Source organism: Amphibacillus cookii (assembly GCF_016908375.1).
Lineage (GTDB): Bacteria > Bacillota > Bacilli > Bacillales > Amphibacillaceae > Amphibacillus_C > Amphibacillus_C cookii.
On sequence record NZ_JAFBDS010000007.1, the window covers coordinates 195,460 to 210,002 of the forward strand.

Sequence of the window (14,543 nt, forward strand, 5' to 3'; positions counted from 1 at the left end):
CTTTAACAGCAATGTGAATATGCTCATTTACATAAAGGCTAGTCGAGTTTGGCGTGTGAAAAACAAGAAAAGGGGTATAGAGTATGATAAAGGTTTTATTTGTTTGTTTAGGTAACATATGTCGATCACCAATGGCCGAGGCCTATTTTAGACATTTAGTTAAAAATGAAGGATTAGCTGATCGTTTTGTGATTGATTCTGGTGGAATGGGTTCTTGGCATACAGGTAAACCGCCTCATCATGGGACACAGACTAAACTTGATGAAAAACAAATCTCTTATCAAGGGATTACAGCACGGCAAGTTACGGCAGATGATTTAGATGAATTTGACTATGTTATTGCTATGGATGATCAAAATATTTCAGATTTAACAATGATAAAGAAAGAAGCACCTGCGGCTTCTGTTGCCAAACTTATGGATTATTTAAATAATAGCTCGACGAAAAATGTCCCTGATCCCTATTTTACGGGTGATTTTGATCAGACCTATGCATTAATAGAAGCAGGATGTCAAGCCTTACTTGATGAAATAAAAAAAATAAACCAACTAAATTAAATAAAAGGATGTGACTTGATGCGCCAAAATCTTTTTTATAAAAGTATATTAGTAGGGGCATGTGTAGGTGGTGCACTTTCACTGATACACCCTCAAACAAGAGCAGCATTAAGCAAAAATATTAGTAAAGCAAAACGTGATATATTATATGTTTCTACTCATCCCAGTGAAATCGCGCACCGTTGTTCTCAAGGGGTGAATACCGCTGTTGCTGTAACATCGCAAACCCTAGATTTAACGATTCATTTGGCGACGCAATTTGAATTATTAGTTGATGAATTTGAAAAGAAACGAATTCACAAATAGAATCAAAAGAATGGGGGCCATTGTATGGCTAAAAGTAACTATTTTGATTCGGTTAAAGAGTTTATATTAGCGTTATTTAAACGTTTTTCCAATGATGAAGTAACGAGTTTATCTGCACAGTTATCTTACTTTTTTTTACTTTCTTTATTTCCGCTACTCATTTTTTTAGTGACCTTGCTAGGTTATTTACCGATTGATTATCAAGAAATCATGAATATGATGCGGACGTACATTCCAAGTGACTCAATGACATTGATTGAAAACAGCTTAGATCAAGTGGTTCAGTCCAGTAGTGGAGGATTATTATCTTTAGGTATTATTGGTACGCTTTGGTCAGCCTCTAATGGCATCAATGCCATTATGCGGGCATTAAACAAGGCGTATGGTGTTGAGGAGAATCGTTCTTTTATATTTGGGCGATTAATTGCCATATCCTTGTTAATTTCAGTGTTAATACTAATTGTGGTTGCCTTACTACTACCTGTGTTTGGACGTATGATTGGTCTATATATCTTTTCCTTTTTCGGTGCGAGTGAAGAGTTCATTGAAATATGGAATACGTTAAGGTGGGTTATTTCATCTTCTGTTTTCTTTATTGTTTTTCTCTATTTATATCGTTTGGCACCGAATACGAAAGTCTATATAAAAGATACATTATTTGGAGCATTATTTGCGACATTAGGTTGGCAAGTCTCTTCATTTGGTTTTTCGTTTTATGTGAATACGATGGGTGATTACTCGGCTACTTACGGGAGCCTAGGTGGCGTGATTGTCATGATGATTTGGTTTTATATCTCTGGTATCATCATTATTACCGGTGGTGAAATTAATGCGATGGTTGCTGCTTATCGCGGGCGAAAGTAAAATATGTTATGCATGCTGTAAAAACAACAAGAGCAGGTATATGTAAATGCCTACTCTTGCTTTATCACAGATAACCGTCTACCACAAAATGGAGAGCAGGGGTCAACCTATTAAGGTGGGCGGTAACGGACGCTAATGTCCTGATTCGCTCAATGAACCTGCTATCAGTGGGCGAAGAACAACATCGCCCACTGATAGAAAGTTCGCTTTATGATAAAAAACTCATGCTAAATGGTCGACAACCATGGATTGCGAAGTGATTAAAAACCATAAGCTGCGTCTTTTTTCTTTTGAATGCCACGGTAGACTTCAGATAGAGTGAACGCATCTTCGATTAAACGATCAATGCGTAAGAAAACATCATCATTAATAATTTTCTTCATGTGGTAGTCTTTCTCCTCAATAAAAACATAGTTTTCAACGACATGTGCTTTCATGTAATTTAAAATAGGCTTAAGTTGCATTTCAGCTACTAGATAATGGCGTTGTGAGCCAGCTGTGACAATCATGCTAACAATTTTATCTCGTAATCCATCTGTTGGAAGCAAATCAAAAATGTTTTTTAATGTTGCAGGAATAGATGCTTGAAAAATGGGTGTTCCGATAATAATTAAATCAGCTTCCATAATTGTTTTAGCTACGTATGCGGTATCCCCTTTATAATCTAAATAATTACGCCCATCACTAAATTGAATATCGTACGCTGATAAATCAAGTGAAACCATTTGGTGATTTTCTTCAGTTTCTTTTAATTTATCGACCGTGTAGTCTATTGCGATTTTTGTTTTTGATCCGACATTAGAACCGGATAGTGCTACTATATTCATAATATAACTTCAACTCCTTAACCTTCTAGTTGCTTTCTTAATATGACCGAGTGAAAAGTAATCAATTATCGTTTTTTTTGGTGTACTTGCGTATAGCTGGTAAAATTTCAGAGCCAATGATATCAATGTTTCGCTTTAATTGATCGAATGGCATGCCACCAAAATCAATTTGTGCAATATAGCGTTGGTGGTTAAACATTTCATGCTGATAAAGTATTTTTTCAATGATTTGTTGCGGACTTCCGATATTCATGACATTATGGCGTTCGATACCTTGAGCAAAGTGTTGTTTTGGGAAGCCTTGTCCATTTGTTTTTTTCATACCTTCATTAATATGAGGATACAAGTCTTTTAAGGCTTGCTGCGAGGTTTCAGCAGCATAGAAGAATCCCGCTGTAGCAACAGGAAGTTGTTCTGGATCATGTCCACTTTCACTCGCCGCCTCTCGATATGCATCAATCGTTTGCTTAAAGGTGGTCACTGGACCGCCTAAATGGGCCATGAACATAGGAACCCCTTGTCTACCTGCTTTAATCGCACTTGCTGAATGACCACCAACGGCTCGCCAGATAGGTAGTGTCTGATTGAGTGGGCGTGGTAATACTTCAGCATCTTGTAATGGTGGGCGGAATTGTCCTTCCCAATTGATGATCTGTTCTTTATTGATTTTCAATAAAAGTTCAAATTTCTCCTCAAATAATGCTTCATAGTTATTAAGGTCATAGCCGAGTAGTTCAAATAAACCAACACGAGATGCTCGACCAGCTATGATTTCTGTTCGACCTTGTGAAATAAGATCAAGTGTAGCGAAATTTTCATAAACACGAACGGGATCAGACGTACTAATAATGGTTGAAGAACTCCCGATTTTAATATGATTTGTCGCTTGAGCAATTGCACCTAGCACCACGGCATGGGCCTGTGTCGTGAAATATGACTGATGGCTCTCTCCCACGCTGAAAAAGTCTAATCCAGCTTGATCTGCTAATTGAGCAAATGCAATAATTTCCTGTAGTCTCTGTGAAGCTGAAATCCGTTCGTCACGATTAGGGTTAGGTAAATGATCCCCTAGCGTATAGATGCCGAATTCCAAACCAGCATCCTTATTTATCCGATATTGTTCCATCTTATCAACCTACCTTTATACTGTATAGTACCCTTATTTTAAGTGATAAATCATTTCTTTGTAAGTACGTACATTTAAGTGGTATAGTATCTTAAAAGATACTATTAAGACCTGTTCAGAAAGCGTCCGCCAGCAATGACAAGTAACGACGTTATTAAGCTGTCATTCAGAAAAGTGAGTAAGATGAGTAGACTGAAAAAGTATTAGAAGAGGGGGAGAATAATGATGATAGAACCTAATGCATGTCAAGTGAGTGATGCTTTAAATATATTAGTAGGTAAGTGGAAGCCGATTATTTTGCTACATCTACTGAGTGAGGGAACGTTGCGTTTTAGTGAACTTAAACATCGCATTCCGCATGTGACTCAGAAGATGCTAACGAAGCAATTGCGTGAATTAGAAGCAGAGGGCATTATTAGTAGAAAAGTTTACCCACAAGTACCACCTAAAGTTGAATATACAATCACTGTGTATGGTGAGACCTTAAAACCTATATTAGAAGCTATGCATCAATGGGGGAGAAAACACACAGAAATAATGCAAAAGCAGTCCATTAATGAAGCGCGGGGATAAGGAGGGAAAGCTAAACATAATCACTCGACTTTACTCAAATATGTTTAGCTTTCTATCAATAGTCAGCTCCTCTTTTGGCGTTAGCTTTAAAAATAGAGACGGTTTTCCTGTTATTTTAACATGCGTAATCCGTTAAGAATAACAAGAATCGTACTTCCTTCATGGCCAATGACCCCTAAAGGTAAATTAATCACTTGGAAAAGGTTAGAAATAATTAATGCTAAAATGACGCTAATCGAGAAAAAGACGTTTTGTTTAATAATTCGATTCATACGGTTTGACAGTTTATAGGCATGCGACATCTTTTCGAGTCTGTTTTTTATTAAAATGATATCTGCTGTTTCTAATGCCACATCGGTACCTGCGCCCATTGCGACACCAATATCTGCTGTAGCGAGAGCAGGGGCATCGTTAATGCCGTCGCCGATCATCATAACCGTCGCATACCTATTCTTCAACGCCTTTAGCGCATGGACTTTATCATCTGGCATACAATTGGCGATGTATTGGTCAATTTTTATTTCTTTAGCAATCGCTTGAGCCGTTTTTTTGTGATCTCCAGTAAGCATAACTGTATGAATCCCACTATCTTTAAAGGTTTGAATGGCTTCAAGCGTATCATGGCGGATTTGATCTTTTAATGCCAGAAGTGCGATCACTTCGTCTTGACGGGTTACATATACAAGGGTCTTTGCTTCAGTGGTTAACTGTTTTGCTGCCCTTTCAAACCAGTCATGTTGCTGCTCCGATCTAACAATTTTTTCATTTCCAATCGCCCATGCCTCGTGGTTTACTACAGCTCTAACGCCGATACCAGTCTCTTCCATCATTTCATTAATTTCTGTAGTCTGCTCATGTGTTTCGTAAGTTTCAGCATATTGAACAATAGCCTCTGCTAACGGATGAGATGATCCCTTTTCAATTTCCGTAACCCTTTTAATAATCTCTATATTATCCTCTCCTGGTTTTACCAAAAAGTCAGTAACCTCCGGAGCACCAATAGTCAATGTTCCTGTTTTATCAAAAGCAATGGCTTTAACGTGCGCTAAATTCTCTATAAAAACACCACTTTTAAATAAGATGCCGTGCCGGGCGCCATTAGAAATGGCTGAAAGTGTAGCAGGTGTAATCGATGCGACCAAAGCACACGGTGAGGCTACTACAAGTAAAATCATCGCTCGATAAATGGTATCAGTAAAGCTCCAACCCCATAGGAAGTAAGGTAGAATAATCATCATACCAACCAATGTTAATACCGATTTGACATAAATACTTTCAAAACGTTCAATAAATAGTTGTGATGGTGATTTTTCATTTTGAGCATGTTGAACTAATGCCATAATTTTTTGGACAAAAGATTGACTCGCTTCCGTGGTCACCTCCATCGTTAAGCGACCGTTCTTATTGATGGTGCCTGCATAGACATGATCACCGATTGATTTCGTGACTGGGATCGACTCCCCTGTTAGTGCACTTTCATCAACGGTTGATCGCCCTGTTGCTACAATGCCGTCTGCAGCAACGCGTTCACCTGGCTTAATTAGAAGTAAATCTCCAATTACGAGATCTTCGACCAATACAACTTTCTCTTCTCCACCATTAATTCTTAAAGCAGTATCAGGTTGTAACTTTAATAATGTTGAAAGATCACGCTCGCTTTTTTGAAGCGTATATGTTTCCAGTGCGCCAGATAAGGAGAAAATAAAGATCAGGATGGCACCTTCTGACCAATAACCAATGGTGGCAGAGCCAATGGCTGCTAAAATCATTAGCAACTCCACATTTAATGTTTTGTTGTTAAATGTATCAAGAATACCTTGTTTAGCCTTGGCAAAGCCACCAATTGCAAAAGCTGCTAGATGTATGGCTATCCACATAAAGTCTGAAAGAGATGAAGCGAATAACCAAGCGACAATGATTAACCCCCCACTGATAAGGGAAGCTATAAGCTCTGAATGATGTTTGACACTAGAAAAAATATCCTTTTCTAATTGAGAATGAATCTGATTATTATTTGTAATAATTTTAGTTAAAGAAAACAAAAATCATCAACTCCTTTTCTAATTGATAATAATAATCATTAATATTAGTATTTAACACTGATATATAAAGGTTTGTTTAGTTATATTAAATAATAATTATTATAATTAGATTATATCATGAATTTATAATAAAACAATTTAAATTTAGTTCTGAAAATTAATTTTGAACATTCTGTGACATAAAACAAACACTTCGTAACATTTTGTTATATAACAGATATTAATAAAAAATATAATACAGAAGCATTTTTTCTTGATTTAATAGACAAGAACTGTTATCTTTTATAACAGACTCAAACAAAATAATGAATGGGGGACCAAAAATTGCGTATTAAAACGACATTAATGTTACTATTATTTGCTGTATTTTTATTGGCAGCGTGTGGAACTGAGCAAGATAACGAAACGGATACTCAAGGTGACGAAGATCAAGTTACTCAAGGAGGAGACTTGTGGAGTGAAATAGAAGCATCTGGAGAGCTAACAGTAGCGACTTCCGGGACACTTATTGCTGCGTCTTTTTATGATGATCAAGACCAGTTAACAGGTTATGATGTAGAAGTGATCCGAGAAATTGCAGACCGATTAGATTTAGAGGTCCAATTTGAAGAAATGAGTATTGATAGTATGTTACCAGCGATTGATAGTGGCCGGATTGACTTAGCGGCTAATGATATTGAAGCGACCGATAATCGCAAGCAACAATTTAATTTTTCAGAGCCTTACAAGTATTCTTATTCAACGATGGTTGTAAGAGAAAGTGATTATTCAGGTATTCACAGTCTTGAAGATTTAGATGGAAAAAAAGCAGGAGGTGGCGCAACAACGATTTATAGTCAAATTGCCGAACATTATGGCGCTGAGGTTGTTACTTATGGTAATGCGAATAATGAGGCTTACTTACGTGATGTTTCGACTGGTCGTACGGATGTAATTGTCAATGATTACTATTTGTCAACATTTGGTGTGGCTGCATTCCCTGATTTTGATATTATGATCCATCCAGATTTAAAATTCCATCCTACTGAACAGGCCATTGTGATGAAAAAGGATGAAGATCGTTTGACTGATGTTATTAATGAAGTACTTGAAGAAATGAGAGCTGATGGAACTTTATCGGAGTTAGCGATACAATTTTATGAAGAAGATGCCTCTGAACCAACGACAGAGGACGTTGAAGACATTGAAGGATTAGATTTGTAATAAGGAGTGAGAAGGATGGGTTTGGTCGGTTTTTTTGATGTAAGACTAGCAATTGAAAATTTACCACTTATATTAGAGGGCTTACCAATGACCATTTATGTTTCATTTATTAGTATGGCGATTGGCATGGTGATTGGTTTACCGTTAGCGTTAGCTCGCCATCATCAGAATCGATGGTTACGTTGGCCGGCACGTCTTTACATCTCTTTTATGCGTGGAACGCCCATCCTCGTCTTTCTCTTTATTATCTATTTTGGTTTACCTGCTGTTCGAATTGAATTTACTGCTTTTCAAGCCGCTATTCTCGGCTTTGGCCTTAACAGTGCAGCTTACATAGCTGAAGTTAATCGTTCTGCGCTAAGTAGCGTAGATGACGGTCAATGGGAAGCGGCATTCACATTAGGGTTAAATTATCGAAAAGCATTGGTTGGCATTATTTTACCTCAGGCGGCTCGAATAGCCATACCACCATTAACTAATATTTTCTTGGATTTAGTTAAGGCGAGTTCACTAGCCGCTGTTATTACCGTTCCTGAATTGTTTCAGAAAACGCAAATTGCAGGAGGACGAACTTTTGATACATTAACCATGTATATCCTTGTTGCACTTATTTACTGGCCACTATGCATTTGTATTGCTTTTGTTCAAGAGCAATTAGAACAATACTTTAATCGTTTCGTTAATCAGAAATAAAAAAATAAAGAACAAGTTGTTCCTATCAAATGTTGTTATATTTAATCATCACCTTTTCTTACAGATATGATTAATAAATATGATAAATGTAAAAAAGAAGCTCCGAATCATGCCATGATTCGGAGCTTCTTTTTTAAAAATCAGTAAAGCTAGCAAAAGATTGATTACTTCAGCTGTGTTACTATAGCTAGATATTTTTTTCCTTTATTAGAGCATGTTGCTTTTTTATTGCAAATAAAAAAGTTATAATAAACAAAACAACTACAATGATATAAAAAAAGGATAGCTTAGGGAAGTAATTAATAAATAGCCCTCCTAGATAGGGACCTATCATACTTCCAATACTAAAAGTAATACCACACATAATATTACCTGCTGGAAGTAAAGCACGTGGTAATAGGTCTGCCATATAAGACACACCCATCGAAAACAACGACCCTAGTAACATACCCGCTATTGCAAAAGTAATGGTTAATCCGAAAAAATAGCCGTCGAATTGAGCACTAAGTAAAAAGATAATTGCTCCTAATCCTGTAACTGCAGGGAGAACTCGATCGCGTCCAACACGATCGCTGAGCGCCCCAAGTGGAACTTGAGTTAATAATGTTGCCACGGAGAAGGTAGGAATAATCAATGAAATTCGTTCGATACCATGACCAATTCTCAAACCGTAAATAGGAAATGTGCTATGAAGCAATGCTTCTAAAATCCCGTAAGTGAACGGTGCTAATAAAGCAATCCAAGCTATTTTAGTTGTTTTTATAAATCTCCCTAAGGTAGATGTAACAGCCAATTGAACCGTGACTGACGTACCGTCTTCTGTTACATAGTCATTTCTAACAAACCAGACCATTAGCCAAACAACAAAGCAGAGTAAAGCGGCTGTGATAAAAGGTATATGTTCGTGAATCGAAACAAGTTGTGACATTAAAGGACCTATTGAGAAGCCAAGGCTAAAAAATAATCCATAGATGGCAATTGTGCGACCGCGGTTTTTCTGGGTGGTAGTCGATGTCAGCCAAGTCTGTGTAGCAAAGCTTAACATATGATCACCGATACCGATAATGAAACGAAGAACAAACCAGAACCAAATATTTTGCCATAAAGGGAATAATGTTAAAGCACTAAATACCATCGCGCCCCCAAATAGAATAAGCGGTTTGTAACCGAATTTTTGTAAGGGTTTCTCCATAAAAGGTGAAGCGACCAGAATGCCAATATATAAACCAGTAGCATGTAGTCCATTAACTGAAGAAGATACACCGGATTGTTCTAAGATGATTGCTAATAAGGGGAGTAGCATCCCTTGTACAAATCCTGAAACCATAATAAAACTAATCAGCACCCAGAAACGTGCTTGGTTAGTGAACATCTCGTTTCACCTCCAAAGTGTATAATCGTTTGCGCCACTATAACTTTAAATCTTTAACGCTTAAAAAACAATCCATTTTCATAAAAAGCATATCGCTTAATTAAAAAGGGTAGATAAAAATAACCAAAGGAATAGAAGGAGTCGATGTTATGTTATTTAAATTTAAAGAAGAAGGTATTCGTGTTGAATTAGCTTATGGTATTCTGGATGTTTCGGAAGATTTATACCATGGCTATAAACCGGAACATTTGTTAGTATCGGCCATTGCTGGTTCGAGTGCCCAAGAATTCACCGATTTATTAGAATTACATCATACTCACGTTGATGATTTCTTTATTAGAAGTGAAGTGACTAAAGATGAAAAAGATGGCAATCGTATTAAAAGAATTAAGTTGCATTTTGTGGTTAAAGGAAGAAACTTAAACATTGATAAGCTCTATCGTGTGCTAGAAAAAGCGCGGGCAAAGTGTGCAATTATTCGATCTGTTGAAGATAGCATTGATATCGTTGAAACATTAGAATTAGTTTCACTAAATTAATAATTAAAGGGTTGAGATAAAGGTAAAATGAAAAAAGGCTGTCCCAAAAGGTCGTTAAAAGTGACTTTTAGAGGGTCAGCCTCTATTTGGGTGTGCTTGAATGCAAACTTTCATAGCAAAAAGGATGTTAATCACAGATAACCGTCCGTAAATCCCCCAAAAATAGAGCGTAGAGCAAATCGATTAAACGGACGCTAATGTCCCAATTCACTCAATGACCCTGCAATCCGTTCTTCACCCACGGATTGCAGGGTCATTTTATATAATTGGATATTATGTGATTGTAATGTAAAAAATATTTGACACAAAGTAAAATAAAACATATAATGTGTATAAAATTAATTACATTAAAAAGGAGGGGATATCATCAACTTAACTAAAAAAAAAGCTGTTTCGATCGCACTATTGTTCATAGTGAGTTTCGTATTTGGCATATTTAGTTCAATTCCAGTATTAGAAGAAGCGGATTACCTTGTGAAATTGCCAGCGATAGAAAGTCAAGTCTTGATCGCGACTTTTTTTCAAGCGTCAATGGCTGTCGTCTATGTTATGATAGCTGTCCTGTTCTATTCAATCATAAAGTGGTATAACAAAACGTTAGCGATTACCTATTTCGGATTTCGAATGATTGGGGCAGGATTTTTGTTTCTCGGCATTGGCTTTTTGTTGCTTTTATTATGGTTGAGTCAAAGTGTTCTAGCTGTAGGTCAAACGGATTTGTTATCTGTTGAAATCATTGCTGAATTGCTCAGACAAGGGCGAGATATTGTAAATCATATTGGAATGATTTTACCATGGAGTATTGGGGGCTTTATTCTTTATGTTTGCTTATTCAAAATGAGAATTATTCCAAGGTATTTAGCGCTTTGGGGAATAGTTGGTTCTGTATTGACGTTTGTGGCTACGATTATTTTGATGTTAAATGTGATCTCTTTGATGGATCCGTTCTACTTTCTTTTGAATGCGCCATTAGCTTTAGGTGAACTTGTCTTTGCTATATTTTTAATTTTCAAAGGGTTTACACCGCTTGAAGGAAAATCAAATGAGTAAAGGGTGAGGGGAAGGTGAAAGTCATTGTTTTCGGAGCCAGTGGTGCTACTGGTAAACAAGTCGTCAGACAATTAATGAAAAGACAAATTAAGACACGGATTTTAATTAGAAAAAAAGTAGTTCTACCAAATGACATACAAGAAAATCCTTATATAGAAGTGGTGAAAGGTAATGTGAGCGAGTTAAATGATTCGGAGATGAAGCAACTTCTATATGATTGCCATACGATTATTTCCTGCCTTGGTCACAATATGACGTTGAAGGGTATGTTCGGAAACCCACGTTATTTAGTCTTTGATACGTTAAAAAAAATCACGGAGAATGTCGGAAAAGAGCAGGACAAAAAGCTAAAACTTGTCCTCATGAGTACAACAGCTTATACAAATGATTTAGTGCAAGAAAAAAATTCGGTTGGAGAAAAACTTATCTTTTCATTGCTAAGCCTCATACTTCCACCTCATCGTGATAATATCAAGGCAGCCAATTATTTGGTCACTGAAATGGTAGAAGAAGATGAACGGATTGAATGGACGGCCGTTCGCCCTGATACATTAGTTGATATTGAGCAAGAAAGTCAATATGACGTTTATGAATCTCCTGTAAGAAGTCCGATATTTAATGCAGGTAAAACGAGCAGAATTAATGTCAGCCATTTTATCGTTGAACTCATAACAGACGATGCACTCTGGAGGGAATGGAAAGGGAAAACACCGGTTATTTATAACAGATAACCGTCCGTAACCCCCCCTCAAAATAGAGATAGACCAAATCGATTGAGGTGGGTGATAACGGATACTAATGTTCGGATTCACTCGGGCCAACAGGATGTTGGTCACACAAGCGTTTTCGCACGACGCGAAGACGTTAGCTTGTGTTCCATCAGTTGGGGAAAACGAAAACACCACCGGATTGAAGGTTCGTTTTATAATACGGAGTAACTGGTTTTCTGAATAATCATGAGAGCTTGTGATCAAAAAGGGGGGATAGATGATGTCCTATCAGGAAAAGAAAACGATCGTCTCGATTTTAACCGGTTTATTGATTTTAACAACCTATTGTTTTTATGCTTATGGAAAATATCAGTCTGGTGTGGTTGCCATGGATGATCTGATGTTTTGGGCAAGGACAATGCTTCTTTTTATTGCGATCAGCATTGTGGCGACGATTGTGATTCAAATCGTATTTAACATATTACTTTCGATTATGATTGCTATACAAGAAAAGGCAAGCGGGTGCGAAAGTGATGATAAAGAGATCGAGAAAACAATTGAAACAGAAATGGTAACAGATGAAATGGACCGATTAATTGAACTTAAATCAATGAGAATTGGCTTCTTTTTTGCTGGAATTGGCTTTGTTATCGCGTTAATCGCTGTCGTTTTAGACTATTCTGCAGCTGTTATGATCCAAATTATCTTTATCTCATTTCATATCGGTTCGTTATTAGAAGCAATCACACAGCTTTATTTTTACAGAAAGGGAATCAAACATGGCTAAGAAATTGCAGATTAAAAACAACATTAGACGCTTTCGTTTTTTTGCAAATGAAATGACACAGAAGCAACTTGCCGAAAAGGTGGGCGCATCTAGACAAACGATCGTCGCAATCGAGGCTGGGAAGTATTCTCCTTCATTAGAACTTGCTTTTCGGATTGCAGATGCATTTGGTGTCGAAATTGGTGAAGTGTTCAGTTATGAAATGAGTGACAAGGACAAATAAATGGCGGGGAGAGAAGGATAAAACATGAATGCTAATCAAAAGGTCGCTCGGTCTGTTGGGGTGCTTTATATTATTGGAACAATTGCAGGCATACTCAGTGTTGTATTTACAGGTTGGACTACAGGAAGTGACGTTGCCTATGTTTCTGCTAGTGAGAATGAGGTCAAAGTAGGCATATTATTTATCTTGATCATGGCCTTTTCACTGGCAATGGTTCCAGTCGTGACCTATCCTATTTTCAGAAAGTACCATGAAACTTTAGCAACTGGCTATGTCATTTTTCGCGGAGCACTTGAGACGTTTACTTATATCATAACGGCTATTTGGTTATGGCTTGTTTTATTAAGTAATATGAGTACAGATGTTTCTAGTAGCGACACTTTTCAACACATTGACTATCTATTGTCGGGCGCAGGTGAACTGATCCATTCGATAACAATGGTTGTTTTTAGTCTTGGCGCTCTAATGCTTTATTATTTACTGTATCAATTCAAACTTTTACCAAGATGGCTATCAAGTTGGGGGCTTCTTGCAAGTATGCTTTATTTACTAACAGGTATCTTTGATTTTTTTGGATCAGTTTCGACACTGTTATTAATGCCGCTTGCTCTACAGGAAATGGTAATGGCTGTATGGTTAATCATAAAAGGTTTTAATCGCGAATTAAAAGAAATATAAACTAGTATAGCCCTGAATCAGTAAAATGCTTCGAGGGCTTTCTCTAGCTTTAATCGATATAAAATCTGGTAAATAAAGATTTTAGAGGAAAGTAAATTTTACATAAAAATGATCGGTTTGACGTAAACTATTGAAAAATGAATTGAAAGGAAACGAAAAGATGAAGTATATGGTATCAGTTCTCTTTTTTCTTTGTACATTTTCATTTTCGTCAGTAACCGCAGCAACAGATTTTATTTCAACTTTTTCGCAAAACTTACCTTCACATGTCCAATCGGTAGAAGAAGAAAACACAGTAGAACAAAAGCAGGAAACGATTAAAGATGTTGATGTTGAAGGATTTGTTGACAAACTATTAAAAAAGAGTGAAGTTGAGATTACCAATCCGCATTTTATTGAGCAACTTAATGCCACCGATGTAAATAATTCGAAGTTTGCATTTGGTTACTCAAGTGAGGTCTACTTAGGTAGATGGCCGCTTCATTATCAATCAAAGGAAACGTCTGTTAATTGGGCTTATCAGAAAATTAATGAAAATTTTGTCTCAGGTGCCCCGCTCACTTATTTACAAAACGAAGAAGCACATGTCAATGGTGGAACACAAAATAAAGTTGCCAATACTGATCAGGTTCAATCCATGGTTTTAAACAGTGTTAGAGAGCGCGTTGAATGGCCGATTGCATACAAAGTTGCTTTTGGCGCAACAACGGAGAAACAAATTCCTTTAACAAATGAAGCAGGAGCAGAAAGGTTAGAGGCATATGCAGCCGCAGTCAAAGAATCAGGTATGATAACTTATGGAGAAGTCTACTTATCGATGACTGGTAGAAATCAAACGCTTAAAGTAAAAAATGTTGTAGAAGAAGAGGTGGTAACATGGCTGCCGATTCAACATTATTTAGCATTCCATCTGAGTTAATTATTAGTGAGAAATAGAGTGTTGGTAGCTTATGTGTAATATATGCCTTATCACCTGCTTTACATGATAACAAA

General features: G+C 37.0%; 17 protein-coding genes. 13 read left to right on the forward strand and 4 right to left on the reverse strand.

The window, feature by feature from the left end:
• Positions 1 to 83: 83 nt before the first annotated feature.
• From JOE23_RS11660 to JOE23_RS11670, 3 genes are read left to right on the forward strand one after another with little or no spacing between them, the layout of a single operon-like run.
• Positions 84 to 557 carry a low molecular weight protein-tyrosine-phosphatase gene (locus tag JOE23_RS11660; RefSeq protein WP_204438589.1) on the forward strand — a complete coding sequence of 158 codons (474 nt, stop codon included), beginning with the start codon at positions 84 to 86 and terminating at the stop codon, positions 555 to 557.
• Positions 558 to 575: 18 nt separating this feature from the next.
• Positions 576 to 863 (forward strand): hypothetical protein, encoded by a 288-nt coding sequence (locus JOE23_RS11665; RefSeq protein ID WP_204438590.1) that lies wholly within the window; start codon positions 576 to 578, stop codon positions 861 to 863.
• Between the two features lie 24 nt (positions 864 to 887).
• Positions 888 to 1,727 (forward strand): YihY/virulence factor BrkB family protein, encoded by an 840-nt coding sequence (locus tag JOE23_RS11670; protein WP_204438591.1) that lies wholly within the window; start codon positions 888 to 890, stop codon positions 1,725 to 1,727.
• Positions 1,728 to 1,987: 260 nt separating this feature from the next.
• Here the strand turns inward: JOE23_RS11670 and JOE23_RS11675 are convergent, their stop codons facing one another.
• Both JOE23_RS11675 and JOE23_RS11680 read right to left on the reverse strand, forming a co-directional pair.
• Positions 1,988 to 2,554 (reverse strand): NADPH-dependent FMN reductase, encoded by a 567-nt coding sequence (locus JOE23_RS11675; protein WP_204438594.1) that lies wholly within the window; start codon positions 2,552 to 2,554, stop codon positions 1,988 to 1,990.
• A gap of 61 nt (positions 2,555 to 2,615) precedes the next feature.
• A complete protein-coding gene (locus tag JOE23_RS11680; protein WP_204438596.1) occupies positions 2,616 to 3,680 on the reverse strand; it encodes an LLM class flavin-dependent oxidoreductase in 1,065 nt (354 codons plus the stop codon).
• A gap of 222 nt (positions 3,681 to 3,902) precedes the next feature.
• Between JOE23_RS11680 and JOE23_RS11685 the strand changes: the two genes are divergently transcribed.
• Positions 3,903 to 4,253 carry a winged helix-turn-helix transcriptional regulator gene (locus JOE23_RS11685; RefSeq protein WP_204438598.1) on the forward strand — a complete coding sequence of 117 codons (351 nt, stop codon included), beginning with the start codon at positions 3,903 to 3,905 and terminating at the stop codon, positions 4,251 to 4,253.
• Between the two features lie 110 nt (positions 4,254 to 4,363).
• Here JOE23_RS11685 and JOE23_RS11690 read toward each other — a convergent pair whose 3' ends face one another.
• Positions 4,364 to 6,295 (reverse strand): heavy metal translocating P-type ATPase, encoded by a 1,932-nt coding sequence (locus JOE23_RS11690; RefSeq protein ID WP_204438600.1) that lies wholly within the window; start codon positions 6,293 to 6,295, stop codon positions 4,364 to 4,366.
• Positions 6,296 to 6,619: 324 nt separating this feature from the next.
• Between JOE23_RS11690 and JOE23_RS11695 the strand changes: the two genes are divergently transcribed.
• Together JOE23_RS11695 and JOE23_RS11700 are read left to right on the forward strand one after the other, a co-directional pair.
• Positions 6,620 to 7,498: a transporter substrate-binding domain-containing protein gene (locus JOE23_RS11695; protein WP_420827539.1), complete on the forward strand. Its 879-nt coding sequence runs from the start codon at positions 6,620 to 6,622 to the stop codon at positions 7,496 to 7,498.
• A 15-nt stretch (positions 7,499 to 7,513) separates the two neighbouring features.
• Positions 7,514 to 8,191 carry an amino acid ABC transporter permease gene (locus JOE23_RS11700; protein ID WP_204438605.1) on the forward strand — a complete coding sequence of 226 codons (678 nt, stop codon included), beginning with the start codon at positions 7,514 to 7,516 and terminating at the stop codon, positions 8,189 to 8,191.
• Positions 8,192 to 8,378: 187 nt separating this feature from the next.
• On the opposite strand, the gene JOE23_RS11705 is transcribed toward JOE23_RS11700, so the two are convergent.
• Positions 8,379 to 9,563 (reverse strand): MFS transporter, encoded by a 1,185-nt coding sequence (locus tag JOE23_RS11705; protein ID WP_204438607.1) that lies wholly within the window; start codon positions 9,561 to 9,563, stop codon positions 8,379 to 8,381.
• Positions 9,564 to 9,712: 149 nt separating this feature from the next.
• On the opposite strand from JOE23_RS11705, the gene JOE23_RS11710 reads away from it, so the two are divergent.
• From JOE23_RS11710 to JOE23_RS11740, 7 genes are all read left to right on the forward strand, one after another.
• Positions 9,713 to 10,102 carry an OsmC family protein gene (locus JOE23_RS11710; protein ID WP_204438609.1) on the forward strand — a complete coding sequence of 130 codons (390 nt, stop codon included), beginning with the start codon at positions 9,713 to 9,715 and terminating at the stop codon, positions 10,100 to 10,102.
• A gap of 414 nt (positions 10,103 to 10,516) precedes the next feature.
• The gene (locus tag JOE23_RS11715) at positions 10,517 to 11,152 is read left to right on the forward strand and encodes a DUF4386 family protein (protein WP_204438611.1); all 636 of its coding nucleotides are present in this window, start codon (positions 10,517 to 10,519) and stop codon (positions 11,150 to 11,152) included.
• Positions 11,153 to 11,166: 14 nt separating this feature from the next.
• Positions 11,167 to 11,883 (forward strand): NAD(P)H-binding protein, encoded by a 717-nt coding sequence (locus tag JOE23_RS11720; RefSeq protein ID WP_204438613.1) that lies wholly within the window; start codon positions 11,167 to 11,169, stop codon positions 11,881 to 11,883.
• 259 nt (positions 11,884 to 12,142) lie between these two features.
• Entirely contained in the window at positions 12,143 to 12,649 is a 507-nt protein-coding gene (locus JOE23_RS11725; RefSeq protein WP_239585393.1) for a hypothetical protein, read from the forward strand.
• The gene (locus JOE23_RS11730) at positions 12,642 to 12,872 is read left to right on the forward strand and encodes a helix-turn-helix transcriptional regulator (RefSeq protein ID WP_204438617.1); all 231 of its coding nucleotides are present in this window, start codon (positions 12,642 to 12,644) and stop codon (positions 12,870 to 12,872) included. Before JOE23_RS11725 ends, JOE23_RS11730 begins: the two co-directional genes overlap by 8 nt.
• Positions 12,873 to 12,896: 24 nt before the next feature.
• Positions 12,897 to 13,550: a DUF4386 domain-containing protein gene (locus JOE23_RS11735; RefSeq protein WP_204438619.1), complete on the forward strand. Its 654-nt coding sequence runs from the start codon at positions 12,897 to 12,899 to the stop codon at positions 13,548 to 13,550.
• 160 nt (positions 13,551 to 13,710) lie between these two features.
• A complete protein-coding gene (locus JOE23_RS11740) occupies positions 13,711 to 14,469 on the forward strand; it encodes a YfkD family protein (protein WP_204438621.1) in 759 nt (252 codons plus the stop codon).
• Positions 14,470 to 14,543: the final 74 nt, after the last annotated feature.

Bases quoted from the DNA above. Each gene is read 5' to 3' on its own strand.
- JOE23_RS11730 (WP_204438617.1), top strand. From the start codon at position 12,642: ATGGCTAAGAAATTGCAGATTAAAAACAACATTAGACGCTTTCGTTTT.
- JOE23_RS11665 (WP_204438590.1), top strand. From the start codon at position 576: ATGCGCCAAAATCTTTTTTATAAAAGTATATTAGTAGGGGCATGTGTA.
- JOE23_RS11740 (WP_204438621.1), top strand. From the start codon at position 13,711: ATGAAGTATATGGTATCAGTTCTCTTTTTTCTTTGTACATTTTCATTT.
- JOE23_RS11680 (WP_204438596.1), bottom strand. From the start codon at position 3,680: ATGGAACAATATCGGATAAATAAGGATGCTGGTTTGGAATTCGGCATC.
- JOE23_RS11685 (WP_204438598.1), top strand. From the start codon at position 3,903: ATGATGATAGAACCTAATGCATGTCAAGTGAGTGATGCTTTAAATATA.
- JOE23_RS11670 (WP_204438591.1), top strand. From the start codon at position 888: ATGGCTAAAAGTAACTATTTTGATTCGGTTAAAGAGTTTATATTAGCG.
- JOE23_RS11705 (WP_204438607.1), bottom strand. From the start codon at position 9,563: ATGTTCACTAACCAAGCACGTTTCTGGGTGCTGATTAGTTTTATTATG.
- JOE23_RS11735 (WP_204438619.1), top strand. From the start codon at position 12,897: ATGAATGCTAATCAAAAGGTCGCTCGGTCTGTTGGGGTGCTTTATATT.
- JOE23_RS11660 (WP_204438589.1), top strand. From the start codon at position 84: ATGATAAAGGTTTTATTTGTTTGTTTAGGTAACATATGTCGATCACCA.
- JOE23_RS11700 (WP_204438605.1), top strand. From the start codon at position 7,514: ATGGGTTTGGTCGGTTTTTTTGATGTAAGACTAGCAATTGAAAATTTA.
- JOE23_RS11725 (WP_239585393.1), top strand. From the start codon at position 12,143: ATGTCCTATCAGGAAAAGAAAACGATCGTCTCGATTTTAACCGGTTTA.
- JOE23_RS11675 (WP_204438594.1), bottom strand. From the start codon at position 2,554: ATGAATATAGTAGCACTATCCGGTTCTAATGTCGGATCAAAAACAAAA.
- JOE23_RS11710 (WP_204438609.1), top strand. From the start codon at position 9,713: ATGTTATTTAAATTTAAAGAAGAAGGTATTCGTGTTGAATTAGCTTAT.